24 protein-coding genes are annotated in these 24,505 nt (G+C 40.7%); 6 read left to right on the top strand and 18 right to left on the bottom strand.

The genetic code is table 11. The features are described 5' to 3' along the window. Positions 1 to 13 precede the first annotated feature (13 nt). The 3 genes from NST09_RS14860 (at position 14) to NST09_RS14850 (ending at position 3,455) form a co-directional block, all read left to right on the top strand. Positions 14 to 2,320, top strand: a complete 2,307-nt coding sequence (locus NST09_RS14860; RefSeq protein WP_035389261.1) for an ATP-binding protein — start codon at positions 14 to 16, stop codon at positions 2,318 to 2,320. 80 nt (positions 2,321 to 2,400) lie between these two features. Further along, positions 2,401 to 3,042: a response regulator transcription factor gene (locus NST09_RS14855; RefSeq protein ID WP_007500477.1), complete on the top strand. Its 642-nt coding sequence runs from the start codon at positions 2,401 to 2,403 to the stop codon at positions 3,040 to 3,042. 23 nt (positions 3,043 to 3,065) lie between these two features. Next, positions 3,066 to 3,455, top strand: coding sequence for a hotdog fold thioesterase (locus tag NST09_RS14850; RefSeq protein WP_008345855.1), 390 nt, complete (start codon positions 3,066 to 3,068; stop codon positions 3,453 to 3,455). 90 nt (positions 3,456 to 3,545) lie between these two features. On the opposite strand, the gene mnhG is transcribed toward NST09_RS14850, so the two are convergent. The 7 genes from mnhG to NST09_RS14815 are packed head-to-tail and all read right to left on the bottom strand — an operon-like array spanning position 3,546 to position 9,322. Further along, positions 3,546 to 3,920, bottom strand: coding sequence for a monovalent cation/H(+) antiporter subunit G (gene mnhG, locus NST09_RS14845; protein ID WP_003213369.1), 375 nt, complete (start codon positions 3,918 to 3,920; stop codon positions 3,546 to 3,548). Continuing rightward, positions 3,904 to 4,185 (bottom strand): Na(+)/H(+) antiporter subunit F1, encoded by a 282-nt coding sequence (locus NST09_RS14840; protein ID WP_008345849.1) that lies wholly within the window; start codon positions 4,183 to 4,185, stop codon positions 3,904 to 3,906. The genes mnhG and NST09_RS14840 overlap by 17 nt, the downstream gene beginning before the upstream one ends. Further along, complete coding sequence (locus NST09_RS14835; RefSeq protein WP_008345848.1) at positions 4,185 to 4,664, bottom strand: Na+/H+ antiporter subunit E; 480 nt, start codon at positions 4,662 to 4,664, stop codon at positions 4,185 to 4,187. Before NST09_RS14835 ends, NST09_RS14840 begins: the two co-directional genes overlap by 1 nt. Before the next feature lie 6 nt (positions 4,665 to 4,670). Further along, a complete protein-coding gene (locus tag NST09_RS14830; protein ID WP_265786131.1) occupies positions 4,671 to 6,149 on the bottom strand; it encodes a Na+/H+ antiporter subunit D in 1,479 nt (492 codons plus the stop codon). Continuing rightward, on the bottom strand, positions 6,142 to 6,483 hold the full coding sequence (locus NST09_RS14825; RefSeq protein ID WP_003213576.1) for a Na(+)/H(+) antiporter subunit C: 342 nt from the start codon (positions 6,481 to 6,483) through the stop codon (positions 6,142 to 6,144). Before NST09_RS14825 ends, NST09_RS14830 begins: the two co-directional genes overlap by 8 nt. Beyond that, positions 6,483 to 6,914, bottom strand: a complete 432-nt coding sequence (locus tag NST09_RS14820) for a Na(+)/H(+) antiporter subunit B (protein ID WP_008345843.1) — start codon at positions 6,912 to 6,914, stop codon at positions 6,483 to 6,485. The genes NST09_RS14825 and NST09_RS14820 overlap by 1 nt, the downstream gene beginning before the upstream one ends. Next, positions 6,911 to 9,322 carry a Na+/H+ antiporter subunit A gene (locus NST09_RS14815; protein ID WP_342493077.1) on the bottom strand — a complete coding sequence of 804 codons (2,412 nt, stop codon included), beginning with the start codon at positions 9,320 to 9,322 and terminating at the stop codon, positions 6,911 to 6,913. The genes NST09_RS14820 and NST09_RS14815 overlap by 4 nt, the downstream gene beginning before the upstream one ends. 219 nt (positions 9,323 to 9,541) lie before the next feature. Between NST09_RS14815 and NST09_RS14810 the strand changes: the two genes are divergently transcribed. Further along, positions 9,542 to 9,751: a hypothetical protein gene (locus NST09_RS14810; RefSeq protein ID WP_019744044.1), complete on the top strand. Its 210-nt coding sequence runs from the start codon at positions 9,542 to 9,544 to the stop codon at positions 9,749 to 9,751. Positions 9,752 to 9,821: 70 nt separating this feature from the next. Here NST09_RS14810 and NST09_RS14805 read toward each other — a convergent pair whose 3' ends face one another. The 7 genes from NST09_RS14805 to malK form a co-directional block, all read right to left on the bottom strand. Next, complete coding sequence (locus NST09_RS14805) at positions 9,822 to 11,159, bottom strand: 2-hydroxycarboxylate transporter family protein (RefSeq protein ID WP_008345838.1); 1,338 nt, start codon at positions 11,157 to 11,159, stop codon at positions 9,822 to 9,824. A gap of 179 nt (positions 11,160 to 11,338) precedes the next feature. Continuing rightward, the gene (locus tag NST09_RS14800; RefSeq protein ID WP_008345835.1) at positions 11,339 to 12,298 is read right to left on the bottom strand and encodes an ABC transporter permease; all 960 of its coding nucleotides are present in this window, start codon (positions 12,296 to 12,298) and stop codon (positions 11,339 to 11,341) included. Beyond that, positions 12,299 to 13,345 carry an ABC transporter permease gene (locus NST09_RS14795; RefSeq protein ID WP_331832597.1) on the bottom strand — a complete coding sequence of 349 codons (1,047 nt, stop codon included), beginning with the start codon at positions 13,343 to 13,345 and terminating at the stop codon, positions 12,299 to 12,301. Next, the gene (locus NST09_RS14790; protein ID WP_024719725.1) at positions 13,338 to 14,873 is read right to left on the bottom strand and encodes an ABC transporter ATP-binding protein; all 1,536 of its coding nucleotides are present in this window, start codon (positions 14,871 to 14,873) and stop codon (positions 13,338 to 13,340) included. The genes NST09_RS14795 and NST09_RS14790 overlap by 8 nt, the downstream gene beginning before the upstream one ends. A gap of 159 nt (positions 14,874 to 15,032) precedes the next feature. Then, positions 15,033 to 16,115 (bottom strand): BMP family protein, encoded by a 1,083-nt coding sequence (locus NST09_RS14785; RefSeq protein ID WP_342493076.1) that lies wholly within the window; start codon positions 16,113 to 16,115, stop codon positions 15,033 to 15,035. 395 nt (positions 16,116 to 16,510) lie between these two features. Further along, positions 16,511 to 17,218: a response regulator gene (locus tag NST09_RS14780; RefSeq protein WP_035389249.1), complete on the bottom strand. Its 708-nt coding sequence runs from the start codon at positions 17,216 to 17,218 to the stop codon at positions 16,511 to 16,513. Next, positions 17,211 to 18,812 carry a malate sensor histidine kinase MalK gene (gene malK / locus NST09_RS14775; RefSeq protein WP_342493075.1) on the bottom strand — a complete coding sequence of 534 codons (1,602 nt, stop codon included), beginning with the start codon at positions 18,810 to 18,812 and terminating at the stop codon, positions 17,211 to 17,213. The genes NST09_RS14780 and malK overlap by 8 nt, the downstream gene beginning before the upstream one ends. Positions 18,813 to 18,997: 185 nt before the next feature. Between malK and NST09_RS14770 the strand changes: the two genes are divergently transcribed. Next, positions 18,998 to 19,555: a YufK family protein gene (locus NST09_RS14770; RefSeq protein ID WP_017367952.1), complete on the top strand. Its 558-nt coding sequence runs from the start codon at positions 18,998 to 19,000 to the stop codon at positions 19,553 to 19,555. A gap of 43 nt (positions 19,556 to 19,598) precedes the next feature. Here NST09_RS14770 and NST09_RS14765 read toward each other — a convergent pair whose 3' ends face one another. The 3 genes from NST09_RS14765 to NST09_RS14755 form a co-directional block, all read right to left on the bottom strand. Continuing rightward, the gene (locus tag NST09_RS14765) at positions 19,599 to 20,009 is read right to left on the bottom strand and encodes a thiol-disulfide oxidoreductase DCC family protein (RefSeq protein WP_057079135.1); all 411 of its coding nucleotides are present in this window, start codon (positions 20,007 to 20,009) and stop codon (positions 19,599 to 19,601) included. An 18-nt stretch (positions 20,010 to 20,027) separates the two neighbouring features. Continuing rightward, on the bottom strand, positions 20,028 to 21,929 hold the full coding sequence (locus NST09_RS14760) for a transglycosylase domain-containing protein (protein ID WP_342493074.1): 1,902 nt from the start codon (positions 21,927 to 21,929) through the stop codon (positions 20,028 to 20,030). 108 nt (positions 21,930 to 22,037) lie between these two features. After that, entirely contained in the window at positions 22,038 to 23,216 is a 1,179-nt protein-coding gene (locus tag NST09_RS14755; protein ID WP_342493554.1) for an MFS transporter, read from the bottom strand. 218 nt (positions 23,217 to 23,434) lie between these two features. On the opposite strand from NST09_RS14755, the gene kapD reads away from it, so the two are divergent. Further along, positions 23,435 to 24,052: a 3'-5' exonuclease KapD gene (kapD, locus tag NST09_RS14750; protein ID WP_025207898.1), complete on the top strand. Its 618-nt coding sequence runs from the start codon at positions 23,435 to 23,437 to the stop codon at positions 24,050 to 24,052. Here the strand turns inward: kapD and NST09_RS14745 are convergent. Further along, on the bottom strand, positions 24,049 to 24,441 hold the full coding sequence (locus NST09_RS14745) for a kinase-associated lipoprotein B (protein WP_017358956.1): 393 nt from the start codon (positions 24,439 to 24,441) through the stop codon (positions 24,049 to 24,051). The genes kapD and NST09_RS14745 overlap by 4 nt on opposite strands. Positions 24,442 to 24,505: the final 64 nt, after the last annotated feature.

Here is a 24,505-nt window from a genome sequence, read left to right as displayed (position 1 = left end):
GTAGATAAATATTATGAGAAAGTTTTACTCTAAGTTAACAGTTATATTAGTTATCCTTAGCTTCATCTATGTGATTTACATCTCTTATATCAACGTATTTAATATTTTTGTTGGAGCAGCTGTTAAGGAAAATAGTCACGGTCAACTTGAGGTAGTGGATGTCGATAATTTTACAGATAGCTATCTAGCTGGAGTTAGGAAAGGCGATATCATACTTGAAGTGAATGGGAATAAAAAACCAGTTGAAGAAGTTAAAAGAGGTTTTTTAGCTAATGTTAAAAGTTTAGTCGTTGATAGACATGGTGATAAAATTGATTTAGAGAATGTAAGGTTATTGAGTCAAGCGAATCTGTTTATTTATCTAATACCAGTCATTCTTTATTCCATCTGTCTATTTTGTATATTTATGATTTTAAAAATGAATAAAGCAAACCAAAAAGAGTCAGCTTATATTTTAGCTTTATTTCTTTTGGCGGTGTCTATAGGTTATGTAAGTTCTGGTGGTTCTGGAAAAGGAGAGGCTATCAGTCGTATTCTTGTAATCGTTACAATGAATATTGTACCTCCACTATATATGCACTTTATGTATCAATATTTAAAAGAATTAGGAACAGAAATTATTCGTCGTCGAGTTCTTTTTTATTTGTATCTAGTTCCAGTGACTAACGTTTTATTAGTTTTATTCTATAAAAATAAAGCAGGACCAGTAGATCTATTAGCATATGTCAATTTACTTTCATTTTTTGTTCTGGCTTTCCTTTCGATTATTATCACTATAAGGGCTGCTAAAAAATTGAAAGACAATGAAGTCAGCAATGTACTTCGAGCATTTGCACTCATTTTAATCTCAGCATTCAGTCCATTCATGCTATTTTTTATCATTCCTTATTTTTTTGGTATATATTTTATTTCACCGTATGTTGTTGCATCGTTTGTTCTTTTAATTCCTTTTTTCTTAGTCTATCAATTTATGTCAAATAAGCTATATAATGTTGATTTCTTTATGGGAAGGATTAAATACTACGGTTTTTTAGCAATTACACCAACAATACTAGTGGTTGTTCTTTTTGATTTTATTCAAAAGCCAAATGCAAATTTCTATACAGTGAAATTTACGATTATCACGTACATTCTTATGCTTACCGTCTTCTACTTTAAAGAAATTATCGATTTCCGTTTTCGATTGAAGCGTTTTTCAGAGAAGCATAATTATCAGGATAGTATATTTAAATTCACACAGCTTATTCGTGAGGCGTCATCACTTCATCAAGTATTGTATCATTTAAAATACACCATCTTAGAAGTACTTGTTGTGAACAAAGCCTTTGTGCTTGAAGTGAAGGCAGATGGACAAATTGTTGAAATTGATGAATCAATAGAAGAAAGCCAGCTATGGAAAGAGTATGTGGATCAATTTCAAGATATTTTAGGTGAAGTTGGTAAAATCATCGGGTTGGATAAAGGATTCATGATGAAAATTGGTGAGCGGGGCGGTCACTCGTTTGTGATTTGCTGTTTATCTAATTTACGGACACCTAAGCTGACCCGCGATGAAATTTCATGGCTGAAAACATTGGCATTTTACACAAGTGTCAGTTTAGAAAATGTCGTTAAGATCGAAGAACTGATGGAGCATCTTGAGGATTTGAAACAGCGGGAAGCCAATCCCGCCTGGCTGAAGAAAGTCATGTTCGCCATGGAAGAAAAGCAGCGTTCAGATTTAGCGAGGGATCTTCATGATTCTGTGCTGCAGGATTTGATTTCACTGAAGAGACAGTCCGAGATGTTCTTAACCAATTTCCAAAACAACCAATGCCCAACATCTATTGAAAATTCATTGATCTCATGGAATGAACAAATGTCTAAGGTGATTCAAACCACGAGAGAAACATGTCATGAACTTCGGCCGCAGCTCCTCTATGATTTGGGGTTAGTGAAGGCAATTTCGAAGCTGACTTCGCAAATTCAAGAGGAAGCGCCATTTCATATTAGGCTGAATACAACCCGCTTTGATAAAGAACTGGACATTGATATTGACTCACAGCTGAATATTTACCGGATTGTGCAGGAGCTGTTATCCAATGCGTTGAAGCATTCTAAGGCCAGCCAAGTCTTAGTGATGCTCATTTGTATTAAAGATCAAGTTGTTCTCCATTATGAGGACGATGGAGTCGGATTTGATGCAAGCCAGCTTGATCAGCACACGATGAGCATGGGTCTTTCTGGCATAAGGGAACGAGTCAAAGCTCTAAATGGAAAGCTTCAAATTCACACAGCACCTGAAAAAGGGCTCAAGGTGAAAATTGAAATGGAATTGTAACGATTTCTTAAGGAATAAGACTTGGCATCTGCCAAGTCTTTTATATAAAATGGAAGTGAGTGATTTAAAGGGAGGAAGACATGAAGAAGATATTGGTCATTGATGATCATCCGGCTGTCATGGAAGGGACAAAAAGCATATTAGAATCAGATCAGCAGCTATCAGTCGATTGTTTAAGTCCTGATGCAGAAGGCGCCTTTTTAAAGACGCATGACTTTTCCATCTATGATGTGATCTTGATGGATTTAAATCTCGGGGATATCAATGGAATGGACATTGCCAAACAAATTCTAGAAACGAATCAACAAGTGAAAATTATCATTTATACAGGATATGAAGTAGATGATTATTTCGAAGAGGCCATTCGAGCTGGATTGCATGGTGCAATAAGTAAAACAGAGACAAAAGACAAAATTATTGAATACATACACCGCACATTGCAAGGAGAAGTTGTCATTCAGCTATCCTATTTAAAGAAATTAATTTCACAGCAGCAAGAGAAGCCAGAACAGGCGCAGCAGACGGATCATGAGCTGTTAACAGAGCGTGAATGTTTAATCTTAAGAGAAGTGGAAAAAGGGTACACAAACCAAGAGATCGCCGATGTGCTTCATTTGAGCAAACGCTCGATTGAATACAGTTTGACCTCCATCTTTAATAAGCTGAATGTTGGATCTCGAACAGAAGCGGTGTTAATTGCAAAATCGGAAAGTGTGCTGTAAACGTGTGAAGGGAGAGGGCCTTGATGGATGTGAGTGGTTCAAATACACTGCTTGAGGCACTGGGGATTGAGATTGTGGAATGCAATACGTCACGATGCGTGGCGACAATGCCAGTTGATCACCGAACAAAACAGCCATTTGGATTACTGCATGGAGGAGCATCAGCTGCTCTAGCAGAAACAGTGGCAAGCATGGGTGCTGCTGCTCATTTAGACTTAACTCAGCAGGTTTGTTCAGGTATTGAAATCAATGCCAATCATTTAAAATCTGTACGTGATGGAGTGGTGACAGCTACAGCTGTTCCTGTACATGTAGGACGGCGTACAATGGTATTCCAAATCGATATAAAAGATGATCGAGACCGTCATATCTGTACGTCAAGATGTACACTCGCTGTCATTGATCGCATATAAAAAAGCTCCCGGTGCAGCGGAAGCTTTTTTTAATACCCTTTTATGAACATGCAGGTAAAGTGAACAAGACCTGAATGTCAGGTTCTTCATTTATAAATAAGAGTCTTCTTTTCGTTTAATGACAAAGTTACGGAAACCGCCATAATCATCTTGGACACTTCGTTTGTCCATTTTCACACCAGTGTTGTAAGCGGCTCTTCCGATCAAATGAGCGCCGACTGGTGCGGTCAGAAAGATAAAGACAATCCCAAGCAGGATTTTCGCAGAGATGATCCCTGCAAGAAACCATTCATGAAAGAATACACCAACTAAAATGAGAACAACACCAAGTGTCGATGCTTTTGATGCAGCATGCATACGTGTGTAAACATCCGGCAGGCGAAGGACACCAATGGCTGAAATCAAACAGAGGATAGCGCCAAGCAGAATAAAGAAAATCACAATAGCTTTAGCGATGACGATCATTTTCAATCACTTCCCCTTTCTCAAGGAATTTGGAAAAAGCGACAGTGCCGATAAAGGCAAGAATACCGAGCAGTAAAATAATTTCAAAGAACGTAGTGGTTTTCAGTAAGATAGACACGATGGCTGTCATCCCAATTAAATTGATTCCTATCGCATCAAGCGCACTAACGCGATCTGGGATAGAAGGTCCTTTGATGACCCGTATGACAAAAAGCAAAGTAGACAGCGCAAGAATTCCAAGTGACATTTGCAAGATCAGTTCCATTACTTACCGCTCACCTCCTGAATCGCTTTTTCAAATGATACCCGAATATCGTGGATGGCTTTTTCAGCATCTTCAATATCCATCGCATGAATATATAAAATCGAGCGATCATCGGAAATATCGATGACCAGTGTACCAGGTGTTAATGTAATCATATTGGCCAGTATGGTGATTTCCCAATCTGTTTTTAAATCTGTACGAAAGGCGAAAATACCAGGCTTGATTTTAAGCTTTGGAGATAACACCGTCTTGAGTACACTCAAATTAGCAAGAAGTAGCTCTCTGATAAAAATGATGACGAGCTTGAAAATCGCATAAAGGGCATAGCCGTAAAAACGTTGCGGGAAGAATCGCCGCAGCATAAAAATGGCGATCATCCCTAGTGCAAAGCCTGATACAAAGTCTGCAGCTCTGTATGTATCATTCATAAACATCCATGTAAAGGCGAGGAGAGCGTTTAATAATATTTGAAAGGCCATGTTCATCTACTCCTTCAGCACAGCTTGAATATATTTTTCTGGTGTTGAAAGCATTTCCGCAGCTTGATTGATATAAGGTGCAATGAATTCTGTGCCTAATCCAATCGCAAGCGATAAGACAACAAGCAGTACCCCAGGATACACCATTCCTCTAATGGATGGCTTTCTTCTTCGCATATCCTGTTCCTCTCCCCAAAACGCGAGCATGAAAATCCTCATAACAGAATAAAGGACAAGAAGACTGGACAGTAAAACAAGGATAGAGAACGTCATGTACCCAGCAGAAAACCCACCTTCAACAATTTTCAGCTTGCCAACAAATCCACTTAGCGGAGGAATACCCGCAAGTGATAAAGCCGATATGAAGAACATCCAGCCGAGTAGAGGCTGGGATTGAATCAGCCCACCCATTTTTTTCAGATGGTTGGTTCCAGCATACACAAACAGTGCCCCTGCGAGCATAAATAGAGCTCCTTTGATCACCATATCGTGAATGAGGTAATAAATGGCGCCTTGAAGTGATGCCGGTGTATTGGCCGCAATCCCGAACAAAATGACACCAACAGCTGTGACAATGTTATAAATCACAATTTTTTGCACATCAGAATAGGCGATAGAGCCAATGACACCGAATATAACCGTTAGAGCGGCCAGCCAAGCCATAAGTGTATGTGTAAAACCTGTATCATGTATAAAGATAAGTGTGAAGACCCTGGCAATTGCATATAGGCCGACCTTTGTCAGCAGTGCACCAAACAAAGCTGAAATCGCTGCTGGCGGAGCATGATAAGACCCTGGCAGCCAGAAATAAAGCGGGAAGACCCCAGCTTTTAAGCCAAATACAATCAGGAACAGAATGGCAATCACGGTGATTAACCCTGTTTGCCCAGATTCAGCTATTTTCACACTTAAATCAGCCATGTTCAGTGTGCCTGTGACTGCATATAAACACGCTACGCCAACAATAAATAATGCCGATGAGATAATATTAAACACAATGTATTTCAGTGATTCACGAAGCTGGGGCTTTGAACCACCCAGAACAATGAGCATATAAGATGCCATCAGCAACAATTCAAAGAAGACAAACAGGTTGAAAATATCTCCCGTTAAAAAGGCACCACTGACGCCAGCTAACAAGAATTGGACACCAGAATAATAGAAAAGCCGCTCTCTTTCTTTCCCAATCGTTTGAAAGGAAAAAAGAACTGTGACAAGTCCAACAATGGAAGCGGTCAGCACAAGAAGCGCAGCAAACTGATCGGCCACAAGGGCAATGCCAAACGGTGCTTTCCAGCCGCCCAAATAAAGGGTTTGTATGCCGTTTGTGAAAATCGTTTGGACCAAATAGACATTACAGATAATGGCTAAAAGAGATGCAAACACACTAAAGCCTCTCGACAGCATGGTGTTTTTATTCATAAAGATCAATAATGTAGCAGCTAGTAATGGTATTAATATAGGCAGGATCACGAGATTATTCATGCTGATCATTTCCTCTCATTTGATCCATGTCATCTGTTCTCAGCTCTTGGAAGGCACGGAAGGCCATCACGAGCAAAAAGGATGTTACACCAAAAGCAATGACAATGGCTGTTAAAATTAATGCTTGTGGCAATGGATCTACATAGGATGTGAGCCCCTCTTTCAAAATAGGAGGTGCTCCCTTTTTTAAGCCGCCCATTGTTAATAGAAGCAAATGGACGCCGTGACTTAAAACGGCAGTACCGACGATGACCCGCAGAAGGCTTTTTGAAAGCATTAAATAGGTCGCTGCCATAAAAATGATTCCGACGATAATAGACATTAGAAATTCCATTATTCCTTCTCTCCAATCGTTTGAATAATGGTCATGGTGACACCAACAACAACTAAATACACACCGATATCAAACAGGACCGCTGTCGCCAGTTCTGTTTTCCCTAGAAACGGCAGTTGGAAATAATCGAATGCATGGGATAGGAAAGGTGCTCCGAACAGAAAAGATCCCATACCTGTTAGGATGGCAACGAGCAAACCGACACCAGCCACATAAATAAAGTCAAATGGTAAAATGCGTCTGACTGTTTTAAGGTCGTAGGCTAAAAGCAGAAGAACGACAGCACCAGCGCTCATCAAACCGCCAATGAATCCTCCGCCAGGATTGTTATGTCCTGCAAGAAATAGGTGAAGTGAGAAAAGCAAGATGATGAATGCTGTAATTTTAGTTGTGACTTGTAAGAGCATATCATTCGTATCAATCTTTCTCATCGCCGTACGCCTCTCTTCCGTTTTCCTTGTGCTTTTACCTTCAATAATCCATAAATACCGAGTGCCGCAATGGCCAGCACTGTAATCTCAAAGAGTGTATCAAAGCCCCTGAAATCGACAAGAATGACATTGACAATATTGTCTCCGCCAGCCAGTTTGTAGCTGTTTTCAATGAAGTACGTTGAAATTGTGTCAAGAGATTGCTGGCTTGTTGAAGCGAAAGCAAGACAGGTGACAACGACTCCAACACCTAATGAGATGATCAAATTTGTTAATTTAAATCTTCGTGTTTTTTGCTTCAGGCTCAGCTTTGGCAAATGATAGAAGCAAAGTAAAAACAGCGCGACAGAAATGGTTTCAATAATGAGCTGTGTCAGCGCAAGGTCAGGTGCTCTGAAAATCACGAAGAATAGTGACAGTGTGTAGCCCATAACACCTAGCGCAATAATAGCTGTTAAGCGTGAACGAGCAAATACAGTCGTGACTGTCGCTGCGACCATCACAAGTGAAAGGATGACTTCGTACGTGCCGATTGATGCAGCGTGCTCAGTTTGAAATGAGAAGGCTTGCTTGTAGAACATCACGCTGCCAAGCACGATAATCATAAACCCAAATACATAGACAAGATAGTCACGAAGGAATCCTGTCATATAGCTGTTTGTTAGGCGGTAAGCCCCTTTTTCTACACCTATAAGTGAACGATCATACAAAGCGTTAAATGACCATTTTTCCTTAAATATGTTGTACATTGGGCGCCATTTTGACAGCGTTAAATAGCCAATGGTACCGAGCGCAACTACACCAATTGTCATGTAAAGCTCTGGCTGGAATCCATGCCACGCTTCAATTTTTACTGCAAAGCGGCTTCCTGTTTGAATGGCTTCTGGAATGATCGCTTGAATGGCAGGTTCAATGACAGAATAGGCAAGAATATTAGGGAAAAAGAAGAACGTGACCACAAGTGCAGCTAAAATAATTGGCGGGATCAGCATACCAATCGGTGCTTCATGCGGTTTTTTCTCCAATTGATCGATATTCAGACGGCCTCTAAATGTTTTGAAGACGATCATCATACTGTAGATGAACGTGAACACACTAGCGAGCCAAGCGATAGCAGGGAAGACAGCCCCCCATGTTGAAACATCCGTAAAGCTGATGTCAGAAATCCGGATCATACTTGTGAAAAATAGCTCTTTACTTAAAAATCCATTAAATGGCGGGAGTCCAGCCATCGAGAATGTACCAATTAACGTAATTGTAAAGGTAATTGGCATGATGGTCATTAATCCACCTAATTTGCGAATATCACGTGTACCTGTTTCGTGATCGATAATCCCTGCTGCCATAAAGAGACTACCTTTAAAGGTCGCGTGGTTAATGAGATGAAAAATAGCAGCAAGAACGGCTGCGCCAAAAAAGGCAGGGTTGTTTTCATGAATGGCAGCTGCGCCTACTCCGAGCATGAGCATAATCATACCAAGTTGACTCACTGTCGAGAAGGCCAGAATGGCTTTCAAATCATTTTGCCGAACGGCGTGGAAAGATCCCCAGAATAGTGTGATAAGTCCGACAATCGAAATGGTCCAAAACCACACCTCTGATATAGCAAAAATCGGACTAAAGCGGGCAACCAGATAAATACCGGCTTTGACCATAGTAGCAGAATGTAGATAACTGCTTACAGGGGTTGGTGCTTCCATGGCATCAGGCAGCCAAATATAAAATGGGAACTGCGCTGATTTCGTGAAGGCCCCTAGTAAAATGAGAACCATCGCAGGGATGAAATAAGGTGATGCCATAATGAGCTGAAGCTGATTGACTGCTTCGCGAATACTGAATGAATCAGTGATCAGGTAAATGAGGATGAAGCCGCCAAGCATAGCCAATCCGCCAAACACAGTAATAAGCAGTGATTTGGTTGCTCCGTAACGGGAACGCTCACGCTTATACCAATACCCAATTAAGAGGAAGGAAGAGATACTTGTTAGCTCCCAGAACAAATAAAGTACGACCATGTTGTCAGAGAGAACAACACCAAGCATAGCGGTCATAAACATTAATAAATACGTATAGAAAGAGCCAAGCTGTTCTTTTTCCTTTGATAAGTAGAAAATACTGTACAGTACCACAAGTGCACCAATACCTGTGATGAGTAAAGCAAATAACAGGCTGAGACCATCTACATACACAGTGAAATTCATCCCTAGAGAGGGAATCCATTCAGCTTGTGAGAATAACGTTCGTCCATTCGAGGTGATCTGGAGCATTTGGATGAAATAGGTAAATAAAAGAATAGGCAAGATGAGAACAAACCATCCTGTATGTATACGCCTTACGTATTTAAAGAGAAAAGGGACGACAAAGGCAAGTAAAAAAGGTGATAGGATGGCGAAGTGAATAAGCTGCAAGAAAATGAACCTCCTTTGATCAATATAAATTCACGTTCTAAAGAACTGGTAATTAAAATTATAGCGTAAATACAGACATAGTGCATTGGTTTGAACTGATTTACGGCAAATTGAAATTGTTTTGAGTTCTTTTGACCACAAAAAATATTTTATCAAAAATGAAACTCGTTGTATATTGTTTTGTATTTCGTACATGCTTTTCTTAAAGGAGCTGATCAAATGAAACGAAAGATCGCCATCAGCTTAAGCATATTCTGCACGATTTTAGGAGGAGCATTCTTGATTGAACGAAATGATCAAAAAAGGTGGCAGGCTGGGAGTGAATGGCCACTATTTTCTGAACAACTCCTCCATATGACCTATCCGCAGGCGAAACAGTATCCTTTTCAGCCTCGGGAGTATATACGAATTGTATTAGCTGATGAATGAGGATGTATGGGAGAAAAGAAATATAAAAAAGCATGTCCCTTATGAAAGGGACATGCTTTTTGTTTCTTTTTTAAGTAAACATTCTGAGTAAGATTGTTGCGCAAATAACGGTTGCTGCTCCGCCAAGACGTGTAGAGACTTGAGCGAAAGGCATAAGGCCCATTCTTCCAGAAGCTGAAAGAATCGCAACATCACCAGTACCGCCTAATCCACTGTGACAGCCCGTCACAATGGCAGATTCAACTGGATACATGTTCATGAATTTACCAACAAAGTAACCAGAACCAACCATGCCTAGAACAACAGCAATACATACACATACGAAAGGAATCGAAATAACAGTGGCCACATCATCAAGTGGAATGTATAGAATTCCTAAACCAACCATTAGAGGCCATGTAAAGCTTTTCGATACAAACTTGTAGAACTGCTGTGAGCCGTTTTGCAAATGCTGAGGCATCACGTTTAAGTATTTGATTAATGCAGCAAGAACAATCATTAAGATTGGACCTGGAATATGAACAAAACTTTCTAATAAGCCGCCAAAGATAAAAGTTGTACATGCAACAAGCACACCTGCACCCATTAAGCTGAAGTCAACTTTAGTATCCATTTCAGGCTGTTCAAAGATTTCATTTGCTTCTTTTGATTTAACAAGTCGTCCATTCCCGTTTAGTTCAGGACGTTTTTCACCAAGCTTTTTCATTGCGCCAGCACAAATGATGGCAATGACGTTCCCAATAACAGCAGCCGGAATCAATTGAGAAATTAATGACTCTGCTGATACACCAAGAATTTGTGAATAAGCAATTGATAATGGCAATATTCCTTCACCGACACCACCGGCAATAATCGGTACAATGATAAAGAAGAACGAATGATGCGGTGTGTAACCAACTAGAAGCCCCACTAGAATTCCAGCAGCCACAGCTGTAATTGTACCTGCAACAAGAGGAACAAACATACGAATAAGGCCTTGTACTAAAACAGTTCGTTGCATCCCAAGAATACTACCTACTACAAGAGCAGATATATAGAAGTATAGGAAGTTCGACGTTTTCATCAGAGACGTAACCGCTTCCAACGAGTTTGGATTCAGAACATGAAAAAAGACCAGGAACGATGGTACGAATAAAGAAAGAATCGCCGGTCCACCAATATCTTTTAAGATTGGAATACGTTGTCCTACATCTCCTAGGAAAATCCCCAAAATCATAATAACAGCGAAACCACCAAGCATATTTGCTGGAATTTTATTAAAATAAGCGGCAGTTAAAATAATCGCTGCAAGTACTATATACACAGGTAGATCAATAACACCAATTTTCCAAGAAAGAATTTTTCGGAAAACGCTTTTATTATTGTCAGAATCGTTTGTAATCGATTTCAATTGTTGTGTATTAGCCACATAAACACCCCCAAATGCTATTTGTCTCAATTGTAGAAGATTCTGTGACACTCATCTATTTATTAAACTAAATTAAGTGTAATAAAAGTAAAATAAACGGGGGTTTTGTCGTTTTTATCATACAAAAATCCCCTGAAGATAGTTTGTCCTTCAGGGGATTGATCATACATGGTATTTATTTATCGTTTTCCTTTTAAATAAGGGGTACCAAGTGCTTTTGGTGCGTCTGCTCGTCCAATGAAGCCAGTAAGAGCTAGGATCGTCAGCACATATGGTGCGATGAGCATGTACACGTTCGGGATATCTTGGAACAGCGGAAGCAGAGAGCCAATGATGCTTAAGCTTTGTGCAAATCCAAAGAATAAAGCAGCGCCCATAGCGCCAAATGGGTGCCATTTCCCGAAAACAAGGGCGGCTAACGCAATGAAGCCTTGTCCTGTAATGGTGGCGTGTGAGAAATCAAGAGCGATGGTCGATGCATACACAGCTCCGCCAAGACCGCCAAATAGACCACTAATGAAGACGCCGATATAGCGCATTCGGTATACCTTGATTCCCATTGTATCAGCTGCCATTGGATGCTCTCCGACTGCACGAAGTCGCAAGCCAAACGGCATTTTAAATAAAACAAACCAAGCGACAACCGCAAGAACTAATGCGAGAATGGACGTATAATACACATCTTTAAAGAAAATATCACCAATGATCGGAATGTCACTTAAAAGGGGAATATCTCCTTTATAGAAAGGTTCTGTGATTTTATCCGTTTGTGCTTTTCCATAAATCAGTTTGACAACAAATAGCGTAGCACCAAGGGCAAGCATGTTAATCGCAACACCACTGACCGTTTGATCTGCTCTGAACGTAATCGTGGCCACAGCGTGAATGAGTGAGAACACGCCGCCAATGGCCATACCAACAAGTAGACCGAGCCACGGGGTCAAGGCACCAAACGTATCAGCAAACATTAAGTTAAAGATAATACTAGAAAATGCTCCGACGACCATCAAACCTTCAAGACCGATATTGACGACACCTGATCTTTCTGAAAAGACGCCTCCAAGAGCGGTTAAAATAAGTGGTGCAGCATAAACGAGTGTAGCTGGGACGATGATTTCAAGAATTTGCAGAAATCCCACTTATTTTCCCCCCTTTTTCTTCAATTGTTGAATGACAAGACGGATGATATAGCTTGAGGCAACGAAAAGAATAATGATCGCAATCACAATATCAACGACCTCAGTCGGTACGCCAGATTCAAGCGGCATGTTTAAAGCACCGACTTTCAATCCACCAAGCAATAATGCCGCTAAGACGACACCAACAGCTGTATTTCCGCCTAATAAGGCAACAGCGATTCCGTCAAAACCAACGCCAGTGAATGATCCTTTAATCGAAGCATATTCAAATGTTCCGAGTCCTTCCATCGCACCTGCAAGACCTGCAAAGGCACCAGAAATGAGCATCGCATAAATGATGTTGCGTCGAACGTTCATCCCAGCATAATGAGAGGCCTGCTGGTTCATCCCAACTGCGCGTAATTCAAACCCTTTAGAGGTTTTCTGGATAATAATCCACATGACAACAGCCGCAATAATGGCAACAAAAATCCCATTATGCATTCTAGAGAAATCAGTGATCTGCTCAAAAAAACCAGATCGAAGGGAAGCTGTTGCATCAATTTTTTCTGTTTTATCTTTATTGTTTGTTAAGACATTTGAGATTAAATAATTTGTGACATGAAGGGCAATGTAGTTCATCATGATGGTGACAATGACTTCATGTACGTAAAAACGAGCTTTTAAAAATCCGGGAATAAAGCCCCATAATGCACCAGCAGCAGCTGCTGTGATCAGTGCAAGAGGCAAATGGATATACATAGGGGCATGGACAGTTGTGCCGATCCATACAGCAGCTACCCAGCCAATCAGCATTTGACCTTCTACCCCGATATTAAAGAGGCCTGTCCGAAATGCAAAGGCAACAGCAAGTCCTGATAAAATATAAGGCGTGACTTGTCGGATGGTTTCTCCCATATAATAGGTTTCACCGAATACGCCATTCCAAAGGGCGCTATAACCTTCGATGACACTATAACCGCTTGCCAGCATAATGATGGCCCCAACGAAAAGACCAAGTACAATGGCGATAAGCGGAATCAGCAGATTTGTTAAGCGATTAGACATTTGCTTCTTTCCCCACTTCCTGTTGCGTACTTCCAGCCATTAACAGACCAAGTTCTTGCTCTGTTGTTTCTTTTGGATCCACAATGGCAATAATGCTGCCTTCGAAAATAACAGCAATCTTATCACTGACATTGATAATTTCATCAAGCTCAAAGGAGATGAGCAGAACAGCTTTGCCTGAATCCCTTTGTTCAATCAGACGTTTATGAACAAACTCAATGGCTCCGACATCAAGTCCACGTGTCGGCTGTGCGGCAATTAATAAATCAGGATTTCGGTCCACTTCACGGCCAATAATGGCTTTTTGCTGGTTACCGCCTGATAGCGCACGTGCTTCTGTATATTCACTAGGCGTCCGTACGTCGTATTCAGCAATGATTTGTTTTGCTTTTTGATAAATATTTTTCATATTCATCAAGCCAAACTTCGAATATGGACGCTGATAATACGTTTGTAAGGAAATATTTTCTCCAATTGAAAAATCAAGGACAAGTCCGTGCTTATGACGGTCTTGAGGAATATGTCCGATACCAGATTCTGTGACCTTACGAGGCGGGAGATTTTGAATGGCTTTCCCGTTTAGCATGATCGTGCCAGATTCTGATTTTTTCAGACCTGTAATGGCTTCAATTAATTCAGATTGACCATTTCCGTCTACACCCGCAATTCCGACAATCTCACCGGCTTTCACTGATAAATTGAGTTGTTTCACAGCTTCAATTCCTCGCGCATCTTTGACAGTGAGATCTTGAATTTGCAAGACTTCTTCAGCAGGGGAGGCTGCTTTTTTGTCTGTTTTAAATGAGACTTCGCGGCCGACCATTAAACTGGCAAGCTCGTCTTTGTTTGTGTGTTCCACATCAAGTGTACGAATACCTTGCCCTTTTCGGATAATGGTCACACGATGACAGGCATCCATAATTTCTTTAAGCTTGTGGGTAATTAAAATAATGGATTTGCCTTCATTGATTAAGTTTTTCATAATTTGTATGAGTTCTTTTATTTCTTGAGGTGTTAAGACGGCTGTTGGTTCGTCGAAGATCAAGATGTCAGCGCCGCGGTATAGTGTTTTTAAGATTTCTGCTCGCTGCTGCATACCGACTGAGATGTCAGATACTTTAGCGGCAGGATCTATTTTCAGTCCATAACGGTCAGAAAGTTCCTGCACTTGCTGAATGGCTTGTTCTTTGTCAATCTTTCCAAATTTCTTTGGCTCTTTTCCTAAAATGATGTTTTCAGCCACAGTAAATGTATCAACTAGCATAAAATGCTGATGGACCATTCCAATGCCTAAATCACTTGCATCATTTGGACTTGAGATTGTAACCGGTTTTCCGTGTACCTTGATTTCACCTTTTTCAGGCTGATACAGTCCGAAAAGCACGTTCATAAGCGTTGATTTTCCAGCGCCGTTTTCACCAAGCAGCGCATGAATTTCGCCCTTTTTTAGCTGCAGCGTAATGTTATCATTTGCTACAATGCCAGGGAATTCTTTGCGTATATTCAACATTTCAATGACATAATCCACAGGTTTAACCGCTCCTTTTTTAGGGTGCTGATGAAGATAAAAACTAGCAAAAGAAAAGCTGCAAAACAAGGCTGCAGCTTTTCTTTTACCACCTTTTACGAATAAAGAGGAGGTAAAGGAGAGGCAAGGGGATAAGGCGTGCTTATCCCCTTGCACAAATTAAGCTTTAAAATCTTTTAGTTCATCACGTGTTGCAGGGATTTTCACTTCACCCTTGATGATTTTTTGTTTCCATTCTTCGACTTTCTTCAATACATCTTTATCAAGATTCTCTTGAGATGGAGAGATGTCAACGCCGCCTTCTTTCAGACCGTACGTGATGACTTCGCCACCAGGGAATTTACCTTCTTTTGCTTTTGTTGTTAAGTCTTGTACCGCTGTGTCTACTTTCTTAATCATAGAAGTAAGAGTGACACTTTGTTTTGTTCCAGGTACTTTACCTTCGTCATACTGGTCTTTATCAACACCAATGACCCACACTTTGCGGTCAGGATCAGCTTTTTTCAGGTTTTTCGCTTCTGTGAAGACACCAGTTCCAGTTCCGCCTGCTGCGTGGTAAATGACGTCAACGCCAGATTTGTACATACTTTCAGCTGTTGCTTTACCGATGTCTGCTTTATCGAATGCACCAGCATATTTCACTTCAACTTTTGCTTTTGGATTAGCTGCTTCAACGCCTGCACGGAAACCAACTTCGAATTTTCTGATTAATTCAGAATCAACGCCGCCAACAAAACCAATTTTGTTTGATTTTGTAGAAAGAGCCGCTGCAACACCTACAAGGAATGAACCTTCGTTTTCGTTAAATGTAATGCTTGCTACGTTGTCTTTTTTTACAACTGCATCAACGATGGCAAAGTGGTTTTTCTTACGTTGATTCGCAATTTCAGTAATAGAATCTTGCATTAAGAAACCAATTCCGTAAATCAAATCAAATTTCTCACGAGCAAGTGTGTTTAAGTTTGTTGTATAGTCAGCGTCTGATTTAGATTGTAAGTAATCAAAGCCGCTTTTACCTTTTGTTAAATTGTTGTCTTTCCCAAATGCTTGTAAACCTTCCCAAGCAGATTGGTTAAACGATTTGTCATCGACACCACCGACATCAGTTACCATTGCAACAGTGAATTGATCTTTATCTTTTTTGTTTTCACCGCTGTTTGAGCCAGAGTTGCCGCATGCTCCAAGGATGGTTCCTGCTGCTACGACTAAGGACAATGCAAGTCCAATTTTGCGCTTCTTCAAAACATAACCCCCTATAAAATTTAAAAGTTTCAGAAAAGTCTCGCGAAAAAAGACCGACTCTTGCCTTCTCCTATCCTTCTGAAAAGGGTATTTTATCCTGCATTCTTTTAAAATTGATGGAAACAGGAGAGAAGATGTAAGACATCAGACTTATATCTCGTTGAACTAATCAATCATAATTTATCATTTCCCATCGAATAAATAAATAGAAATTTGTTTTATTTTAAAAAAAATGTTAAAAGGCTAAATTCGATGTCTTTTTATGTGCTGAAATATGATATAATGCCGCTTTTATGATGTGCTCTACTACAGTGAAACCGCTGATATCAAGGGGTTTGTGACATCGTATGCCATAAAAAAACATCTGGCCTTTGTGAAAGGTCAGATGTGTCAAATTAAAGATATTGCTGTATCAAATTCATGTTGCTTGTATTCAGTTTATATTGGAAAACAGGGCGGCCGATTGTCCCGTATGCCATCTCCACATCAACCACTTCGATATCCTCAAGAAATTTCAAGTATTTTCTAATCGAAACTTGGGAGATTTCTGTGTGATTGGCTAGGTCTTCGGTCGTGAAAGCCTGCTGACCGAATGATTGAATGCTTGTCCAGATGAGTTTGAGTGTGCTCTTCGTTAAGCCTTTTGGCAGCAGGACTTTTTCCGCCTCTGCTTTTTTATGAAAAAGCTTCGCGTCTAAATCATTTTGAGAGATGCTGTTCATCGTTTGGTATAGGGCATGTTTTCTTTTATATTCTGCCAGTGCTGATTGGAAGCGTTCGAACTCAAAAGGTTTGATTAAATAGTCGACAGCTCCGTTTCGCATCGTTTGCTGTACGACATCCACTTCATTTGCAGCTGAAATGACGATGACGTCAACGGAATGCTTTTGCTCACGAATTTCTGATAATAGGGCGAGCCCATTTTGTCCAGGCATATAAATATCAAGCAATACAAGGTGAATGATTTCTGATTTTAAGATGTCTAGTGCCTTTTGAAATGAGGTGGCAATCCCTTTTAATTCAAATCCTTCTATTTGGGTCAAGTAGCGTTTATTCAGCTCCCCGACCATTGGGTCATCTTCTACGATCAACACATTAATCATGTGAATCCTCCTTTTGTTTATATGGAATACGGAGACTAAAGGTCGTTCCTTCTCCTTTTTCGCTTGTGACGATCATATGTCCGTTCAGTTTTTTGATGCTTTGGTCAACAAAGTAAAGGCCAAAACCTCTGTCTTCTCCTTTTGTTGAAAAGCCTTGATCAAACATGATGTCCTGTTCTTCTTTTGTCAGACCGACACCTGTGTCTGTAATTTCAATATGAAGCTGCTCTTGGACATATCTGAATGAGATGGAGATATTTTTGTTCTCTGTATGAGAAACGGCATCGAGTGCGTTATTTAACAGATTACCGATGACCGTAATAAGGTCATGTGTGACTGCTGGGTCCTCCGAGTTTGGTACCTGTGTACTGCAATTGACTTCTAAAGCTGCGCCTTGTTCTCTGATGTAGCTTTGTTTTCCTAGTAAAAACCCGGCTAAGACAGAGTTTTTCACATGGTTGATGATTTCATTTGTTTCTGTCTGCTGATAAATCGCAATATCTTTAATATAGGTGCCAAGGTCATCATAGTTCTTCAGCTGAACCAATCCTAAAATGACATGGAGCTTGTTCATAAATTCGTGTGACTGGGCACGAAGCGCATTGGCATACATCTTCACCCCGCTCAGCTGCTCAGCCAGATGTTTGACTTCTGTTTTGTCACGGAAGGTTGCGATCGCTCCGACAATTTCTCCTTTTACCGTAATCGGCACCTCATTAAAGACCAGCTCCAGTCCGTTCATTCTGACATCGCGATCAAGCAGCGGTTTCCGTGTTTCGATTACTTGCTTTAAGCCGCTTGAAGGAAGAAGGGCCTGTACATCTTGTTCTCTAGGGTCAACCATAATGCCCATATTATGAAAAAGACGTTTAGCTTCTGCATTTGCCAGCTTGATTTTACCGTGCTGATCGACGGCAAGAATGCCTTCTTTTGTTGACTCTAGCATAGCGCTTCGTTCTTTTAATAAGGTGGCAATTTCATCTGGCTCTAGTCCAAACATAATCTTCTTTACTTTACGTGCCACAATGAGTGCGCCGATCATGCCAGATAAAAGGCTAAGCGATGTGACAAAGTAGAGCGGGAGCAGGCTTTGATGAATAATTAAATCAATTTCCTTTAATGTAATCCCAACTGCCACAGCCCCGAGCTGCTTGCCATCTTGGTTATAAACAGGAACAAAGGCACGCATGGACTTGCCAAGTGTTCCAGATGCGGTACTAATATGTTCTTTACCCTGTAATGCCGGTTTTTCATCACCGCCAGCAAATCGCTTCCCAATCTTTTGCGGATTTGGATGTGTTTTGCGGATACCGTTCATATCCATGACGACAACGAATTCGGTTTTGGTGATACGCTGCACATTGGTTGTATATTTCCGTAGTGCTGTATATGATTGATCTTTTTCCAATGATTTCGCTGTGATCGGAGCCTCTGCGACCATTTTGGCAGTGGAGAGGGCGATATCACGTTCCTGCTGATGAATATTTTTGGCTGTTTCTGACCAGATCGTAAAGAATGTGATACAGAGGGAGATCAGGACAACAATACAGACAAAGATCGTCAGCCGTGTTTGTAGTCTTAAAGTTTTTTTCACGAGTATACCCCTAACGTGCAATTTTTTCGTAATAGTAATACTTTAACGGGAAAATGTAAGTTTGTGAAGGAATGTACGTGCAAAATCACAAATTTGATTTAGATTCCAGTTTACTTGGAAAGCATCTTGTCAATCCGTTTTAAGTGAGCCATAATAAAAATGAGCTTATGAGAAAGGATCTATTTATGAAAAATACATATTTGACTGGATATTTTCCGCTGATTTCGATTTTGCTATTCAGCTCTGCCTTTTCTATTTTTACAGTAGGTATCACGACTGACTTCTTGACCCAAGCAGGGATTTTAAAAGGAATGCTGGAATTTTTCTCTGAACAGGGCATTCGTCTTGCTTTGTTTGCCGCATTTGCACTTGTTTATTTTATGATTTTATCTGCTTTAAAACTCATTGCAGATACGGTGTTAGAGTTGGCGCTGCTCTTTTTTGCAAAGGACCCTGAAGGGGAGAACTTAAAGAAAATTCGGATTGCATCGGTTGTCTATTTGTTTGCCAGCTTACTTGCATTTCTATTGACGCAGCAGCTTATTTTGCTTGTTGGGCTTTTTGTTTTAGCAAGTCTCGTCTATTTTATCTGGGTTGTGGTACGCATTTATCAATCACTTTCCATGCTGAATTTAATTGGGTTTATGATGTTTAATCTGCTGTTTTGGGCCACGTTTTTGATTGGCATTTTGTACTTATTTATTAAGCTTTATAACAGTGTGATGGCGAGTCTGCCAGCTTAATCAGACGAAAGAAAGCATCCTCCGATGATGGAGGATGCTTTTTTTATGGAAGAAACCGCTTCTGAATTTCTGGTGTAGGCATCATACAGGATGTTTTTTGACCAAACCATTTATAGCGATTCTTTGCAATGAGCTGATAAAACCAGTCACGGATTGGACGAGGGATCGCGAGGAGTAAATAGCTCCATCTGTATATCCCTTTTAAATGCCGTGCGGCTTTTAAGATGCCTGTTGACTTCATATAAAGGGTCCCATTTTCAATATAAATGAATGAATTGAACTCATCTAAAGGCAAGCTGTTTTCTTTTAAAACACGCTGCCCTGTATCTGATTGTAAAGAAGCAAACATCATCCGCTCATTCGGGTCGCGCTTGATGATAAACTGAACAGCACCACTGCACACGTTGCAGACACCGTCAAATAAAATGAAGTGAGAGGGTTGTGTTGAATGCATTGCAATCAAACCTCCTGTTTATCTAGCGTATTGCATAGTTTGTTTCCAAATACGTAAGTGCGGGCTTGAACTATAAATAGATTCAACGGTTCCTCTATCTCTTCCGACCCATACACCCATTGTGTATTGATCTGTCAAGCCAACAAACCAAATGTCTTTGTAGTCATTGGATGTCCCTGTTTTTCCCCCAATGTAAGGAGAATTGAAATTCGCCTTTTTCCCTGTTCCACTTTTCACAACAGATGCAAGCAGCTTGCGCATTGTTTCATTTGTACGCTGAGAGTAGATTTGCTTCGGCGACTCTTTCCACTTGTAAAGGGTTTTGCCGTTTAAGTCTGTGACCTTTGTAATGGAGTGATTTCGCGTATAGGCACCTTGATTGCCAAACACGGTATATGCATCGGTTATTTCTAGCGGCGAGAAGCCTTTTGTAAATCCTCCAAGTGCAGAAGGGAGGCGGTAATCATCTGCGACAATATGTTCGAATGAAAACTTTTCTAAATAGCTGAAGCCTTTTTTGACACCGACTGTATCAAGCATACGAATCGCTGGTGTATTGTAAGAATTCTTAAAGGCTGTTTCAAGTGTTACAGTTCCATACGTTTTATGATTATAGTTTTGCGGGCAATATCCGCTACTGCAAAACTTGCCGGCACTGATTTTGCTTGATGCCGTGGCACCGGTTTGATCAATATAAGGGCCATAATCTAACAGCGGCTTAATTGCGGAACCTGGTTGTCTTTGCGCTTGATAGGCGTAGTTGAAATCAAACTTTTTATAATTCTTCCCGCCAGCAAGTGCGACGATTTGGTGGGTTTGGTGGTTAATGACTGCTGAACCGCCTTCCACACCTTGATAAGGCAATTGTGCATTGAGCTGATAAACCGCTCTTTGTTGTAAGGAAGGGTCTAGTGCTGTATAAATCTTCACACCATCTTGAAGCAATGCACCAACCTTTTCTGATAATTCTTTTTGAATTGCTTTTTTTGCGCCAGCTGTTTTGGCTTTTTTCAATCGTTTTGTAAAGCCTTCCTGATCAGACACCAGATCGGTAAATTCTTCATTAGCATATGTCACATAGTCAGGATAAAGATTTTTCTTTTCACTTAAGGACAAGCTGATTTTTTCTTTCACCGCTTTTTTGTATTGCTTCTTAGTAATTACACCATCTTTTTCTAAAATACCAAGTAGCCGTTCCTGGCGTTTCTTTGTATGTTTGAATTGTTTCAATGGGTCATACAGCGTAGGGTTGTTAGGAATCGCAGAAATAAATGCCATCTGTGCAAGTGTCAAAGAACTAAGCGGCTTATCAAAATAGTAATTAGCCGCAGAACCGACACCGTAAACCCCGTTACTGAAATAAATCGTATTTAAATAGCTTTCGAGAATTTCCTCTTTTGTAAATTTTCGCTCGAGCTCATAGGAATAGAGCAGTTCTGTAAACTTTCGGCTGAATGAACGTTCATGACTTAAATATAAATTACGGGATAACTGTTGTGTGATGGTGCTAGCGCCTTGGCTAATGCCATGGTTTTTCACATTTGCGGCAAGTGCACGAATCACGCCCATAAAGTCAATGCCTTTATGGTCATAAAAGTTGCGGTCCTCTGATCGGAGGAACAGCTCCTTGACGGAATCAGGAATTTTATCGTACTTCACGAAAACACGGTTCTCATCGTTTGATACGATCTCAGAGATAAGAGAACCATCTCGATCATACATATAACTGTTTTGGGAAAAGTCTACCTTCTCCAGCTTGATTTTTTGATCAAGCACTTCGTTAACAGGTTTTACACTTGCGGCTTCTTCCTTTGATAGATAAAAAGTCAGAACAAATAATGGGATGAGGGCAGCAAGTAATAACCAACCAATGATTGCACGAAACATGAGGTCACTCACTTTCTTCGGATTTCTAGCCATATCGTACCATTCTTTTGCGATTACGAGAAGGTTATTTTTAGAAAAGAATAGACGTGAAGTCTAGTAAACAAGGCATTTAGACAGAAGAAAAGAGTATCTGATGATGGATCAGACACTCCTCTCTTTTGTCTTTGATTGTGAGCGGACCGCCCATAAAAATAATGCCCCGAAAAGGAAAATGCCGGCGGTGACATAAAAGACAGCTGGAATTCCGTAATGACTCGCCACAATACCGCCTATGACGGGTCCGACGACATTTCCAAGAAAGCGGAAGCTGACATTGTAACCAAGCACTTCTCCTTGCATAGAGGCAGGCGCTTTGATGCGAATATAGGCCGTCGTACAAGGAATGATGCCGCCTAGTGCCATCCCGTATAAGAAACGGAAGATCACTAACATCCCGTAGGAATCTGCCATCGCTTGCGGGATGAATAAAATGGAGGAGAGGATGAGAAGGGCAAGCAGCACCTTATCGTGACCAATACGATCTCCAAGGTCTCCCCATTTCCGTGTAAACAGCAAATTGCCAAGCCCTGTTGCAGAAAACGCCAGCCCTGCATAAAAGGCAAGATTGACTGGGCCGTGTAAATCATGAATGTACAAGGCTAAAAGCGGCTGAATACTAAAGTTCCCGACTTGCGTAATAAATGTGAGAAGCATGGTGACGACAAGTAAAGGCTGTTTGAAAATATGGACAAGGACGTCCTTCCGTGAGTAAGAAACCCGTTTTGCTTCTTTTGAACGGATCGGCTGTTCTTTCACACCGAAGATAATGGCAATCGCTGACACATATATGACAGCAGCTGTTAAGAAAAATGTATAAATGAATCCGACACTGTCTGCCATAAATCCACCCATTAATGGACCGAATAATCCTCCGGCGACATTACTCATCTGCATCGTACCAAGGGTCTTACCGGCTGTTGCCTTTTCGGTCTGTGCAGAAATCAGTGCCATCGAAGTCGAAATAAAGCCTGTCACAAGCCCCATGAAAAGCCTTAACGCAAATAGTTGATAAACGGTTTGAACAAGCCCCATTAATAAAATGCTTGTTGCAATCCCAATGCCGTTAATGAGCAAAATCTTTTTATAGCCATGCCGGTCACCAATCCGTCCCCAAATTGGAGAAATGAGAAAGGCTGTTAAAAACGTAACCCCAAAGACATAGCCGCTCCATCTTTGAACAAATTCATTCGAATAACTGCTATCAAGAGACTCTATGTAAAGTGATAAAAAAGGGACGATCATTGTAATGCTGGCAGATACAAAAAAGTTCACAAACCACATGATGTACAAGTTTTTCTTCCTGTTTGTGATAAAGACCACCTTCTTTATTTATTTCGTGTTCCTTAATAATTATAAAGGAAAATAAACGATCTTTCATCTGATGAATAGGTTGGGCATAGTGAATCTGCATTATTTTCACGAAAATGAAGTGATTTCAAAGTCCGTCTTAATATAATAGTAGCAGGATGGAAAACAGACGAGAAAGTGGGGTGAGACTGATGGAACAGAAGACGCTGCTAGTGGTCGATTTTGAATTTACGATGCCTGATGGGAAATATCATCCGCAAAATTTTTTCCCGGAAATCATTGAAGCCGGTGTCGTTAAAGCATCAAATGAAACGATCATAGACACATTCTCAAGCTATGTCAAACCGAAAAAGTTCCCGAAGCTGACAAAGCGCTGTAAATCGTTCCTTGGCATTACGCAGCAGGATGTAGAAAGCGGGATTTCTTTTGAGACGTTTATCGAGAAGCTCGTGTCACTCGATGGGGGAGAAGACTGTGAGATTATCACATGGGGAAATATGGACATGAAGGTACTGAAGCAAAACTGTATGCTCAATCATATTGGTTTTCCTTTTAAGGGGAATCAAAGGGATCTGGCTTTTGAATATAAAACCTTTTTTGGGGATAGAACACTCACAGGACTTCGGAAAGCAGCTAAGGAGTACGGCAGTGAAGGAGCTGGTAAGCATCATAAAGCACTTGATGATGCCATGACCACTTATCAGCTGTTCACCCTTTTTGAAAAAGATCGATCCTATGTGGAAAATCCGCAAACAACCAAAATTGGTGAACTTATTGACTTCTCTCACTTTTTTGATTCGGCAGATTAGCGGGCGTCTTCTGGAAAATAATCTTTTTCAAGAGAAGAGAGGCACGCTCTTGATTTTTCAGCCCACTTGGAATCATCCGCACTGAGCCCTTTTTTCAATTTGTCTACGGCGTCTTTCAGTGATACTTGATAATCAGGTATGTCGCCATCATAAGGCTTGACCATATGATGAGGGATGTTCGTCTGTTCCCTAAAGGCCAAAGCCCGTCTTTCCTGAAAAAAAGGTACGTCCGCTTCTTTTGGATGATGCAGGTCACCTTGAGTGGGGTGTGTTAAAACCGCTTTTACTTGAACGAGATAAGTAGATGGTTTAACGGCTGTCACTTCCCCAATGTAAACACCTGTTTTGTAAAAACCTTTCACGATTTGTCCAATCTGAATGTCCGTCATATGAAATTCCTCCATTTCCTTCGCATAAGAAGGTATTTCCTTTCTTTTAGCCAATATAGTGAAG

Source organism: Bacillus sp. FSL W7-1346 (assembly GCF_038593335.1).
Lineage (GTDB): Bacteria > Bacillota > Bacilli > Bacillales > Bacillaceae > Bacillus > Bacillus altitudinis.
This window is presented reverse-complemented; position numbering and strand designations above follow the sequence as displayed.

What these genes read in the sequence shown, in the direction of transcription:
- mnhG (WP_003213369.1), bottom strand. Translation starts at nt 3,920, where the DNA reads ATGATCGTCATCGCTAAAGCTATTGTGATTTTCTTTATTCTGCTTGGC.
- NST09_RS14830 (WP_265786131.1), bottom strand. Translation starts at nt 6,149, where the DNA reads ATGAATAATCTCGTGATCCTGCCTATATTAATACCATTACTAGCTGCT.
- NST09_RS14825 (WP_003213576.1), bottom strand. Translation starts at nt 6,483, where the DNA reads ATGGAATTTCTAATGTCTATTATCGTCGGAATCATTTTTATGGCAGCG.
- NST09_RS14745 (WP_017358956.1), bottom strand. Translation starts at nt 24,441, where the DNA reads ATGACGGACATTCAGATTGGACAAATCGTGAAAGGTTTTTACAAAACA.
- NST09_RS14795 (WP_331832597.1), bottom strand. Translation starts at nt 13,345, where the DNA reads ATGTCTAATCGCTTAACAAATCTGCTGATTCCGCTTATCGCCATTGTA.
- NST09_RS14835 (WP_008345848.1), bottom strand. Translation starts at nt 4,664, where the DNA reads ATGGCCTTTCAAATATTATTAAACGCTCTCCTCGCCTTTACATGGATG.
- NST09_RS14770 (WP_017367952.1), top strand. Translation starts at nt 18,998, where the DNA reads ATGAAAAATACATATTTGACTGGATATTTTCCGCTGATTTCGATTTTG.
- NST09_RS14855 (WP_007500477.1), top strand. Translation starts at nt 2,401, where the DNA reads ATGAAGAAGATATTGGTCATTGATGATCATCCGGCTGTCATGGAAGGG.
- NST09_RS14755 (WP_342493554.1), bottom strand. Translation starts at nt 23,216, where the DNA reads ATGTGGTTTGTGAACTTTTTTGTATCTGCCAGCATTACAATGATCGTC.
- NST09_RS14810 (WP_019744044.1), top strand. Translation starts at nt 9,542, where the DNA reads ATGAAACGAAAGATCGCCATCAGCTTAAGCATATTCTGCACGATTTTA.
- NST09_RS14760 (WP_342493074.1), bottom strand. Translation starts at nt 21,929, where the DNA reads ATGGCTAGAAATCCGAAGAAAGTGAGTGACCTCATGTTTCGTGCAATC.
- NST09_RS14860 (WP_035389261.1), top strand. Translation starts at nt 14, where the DNA reads ATGAGAAAGTTTTACTCTAAGTTAACAGTTATATTAGTTATCCTTAGC.
- NST09_RS14820 (WP_008345843.1), bottom strand. Translation starts at nt 6,914, where the DNA reads ATGAGAAAGATTGATACGAATGATATGCTCTTACAAGTCACAACTAAA.
- NST09_RS14850 (WP_008345855.1), top strand. Translation starts at nt 3,066, where the DNA reads ATGGATGTGAGTGGTTCAAATACACTGCTTGAGGCACTGGGGATTGAG.
- NST09_RS14780 (WP_035389249.1), bottom strand. Translation starts at nt 17,218, where the DNA reads ATGATTAATGTGTTGATCGTAGAAGATGACCCAATGGTCGGGGAGCTG.
- NST09_RS14840 (WP_008345849.1), bottom strand. Translation starts at nt 4,185, where the DNA reads ATGGAACTGATCTTGCAAATGTCACTTGGAATTCTTGCGCTGTCTACT.
- NST09_RS14765 (WP_057079135.1), bottom strand. Translation starts at nt 20,009, where the DNA reads ATGCATTCAACACAACCCTCTCACTTCATTTTATTTGACGGTGTCTGC.
- kapD (WP_025207898.1), top strand. Translation starts at nt 23,435, where the DNA reads ATGGAACAGAAGACGCTGCTAGTGGTCGATTTTGAATTTACGATGCCT.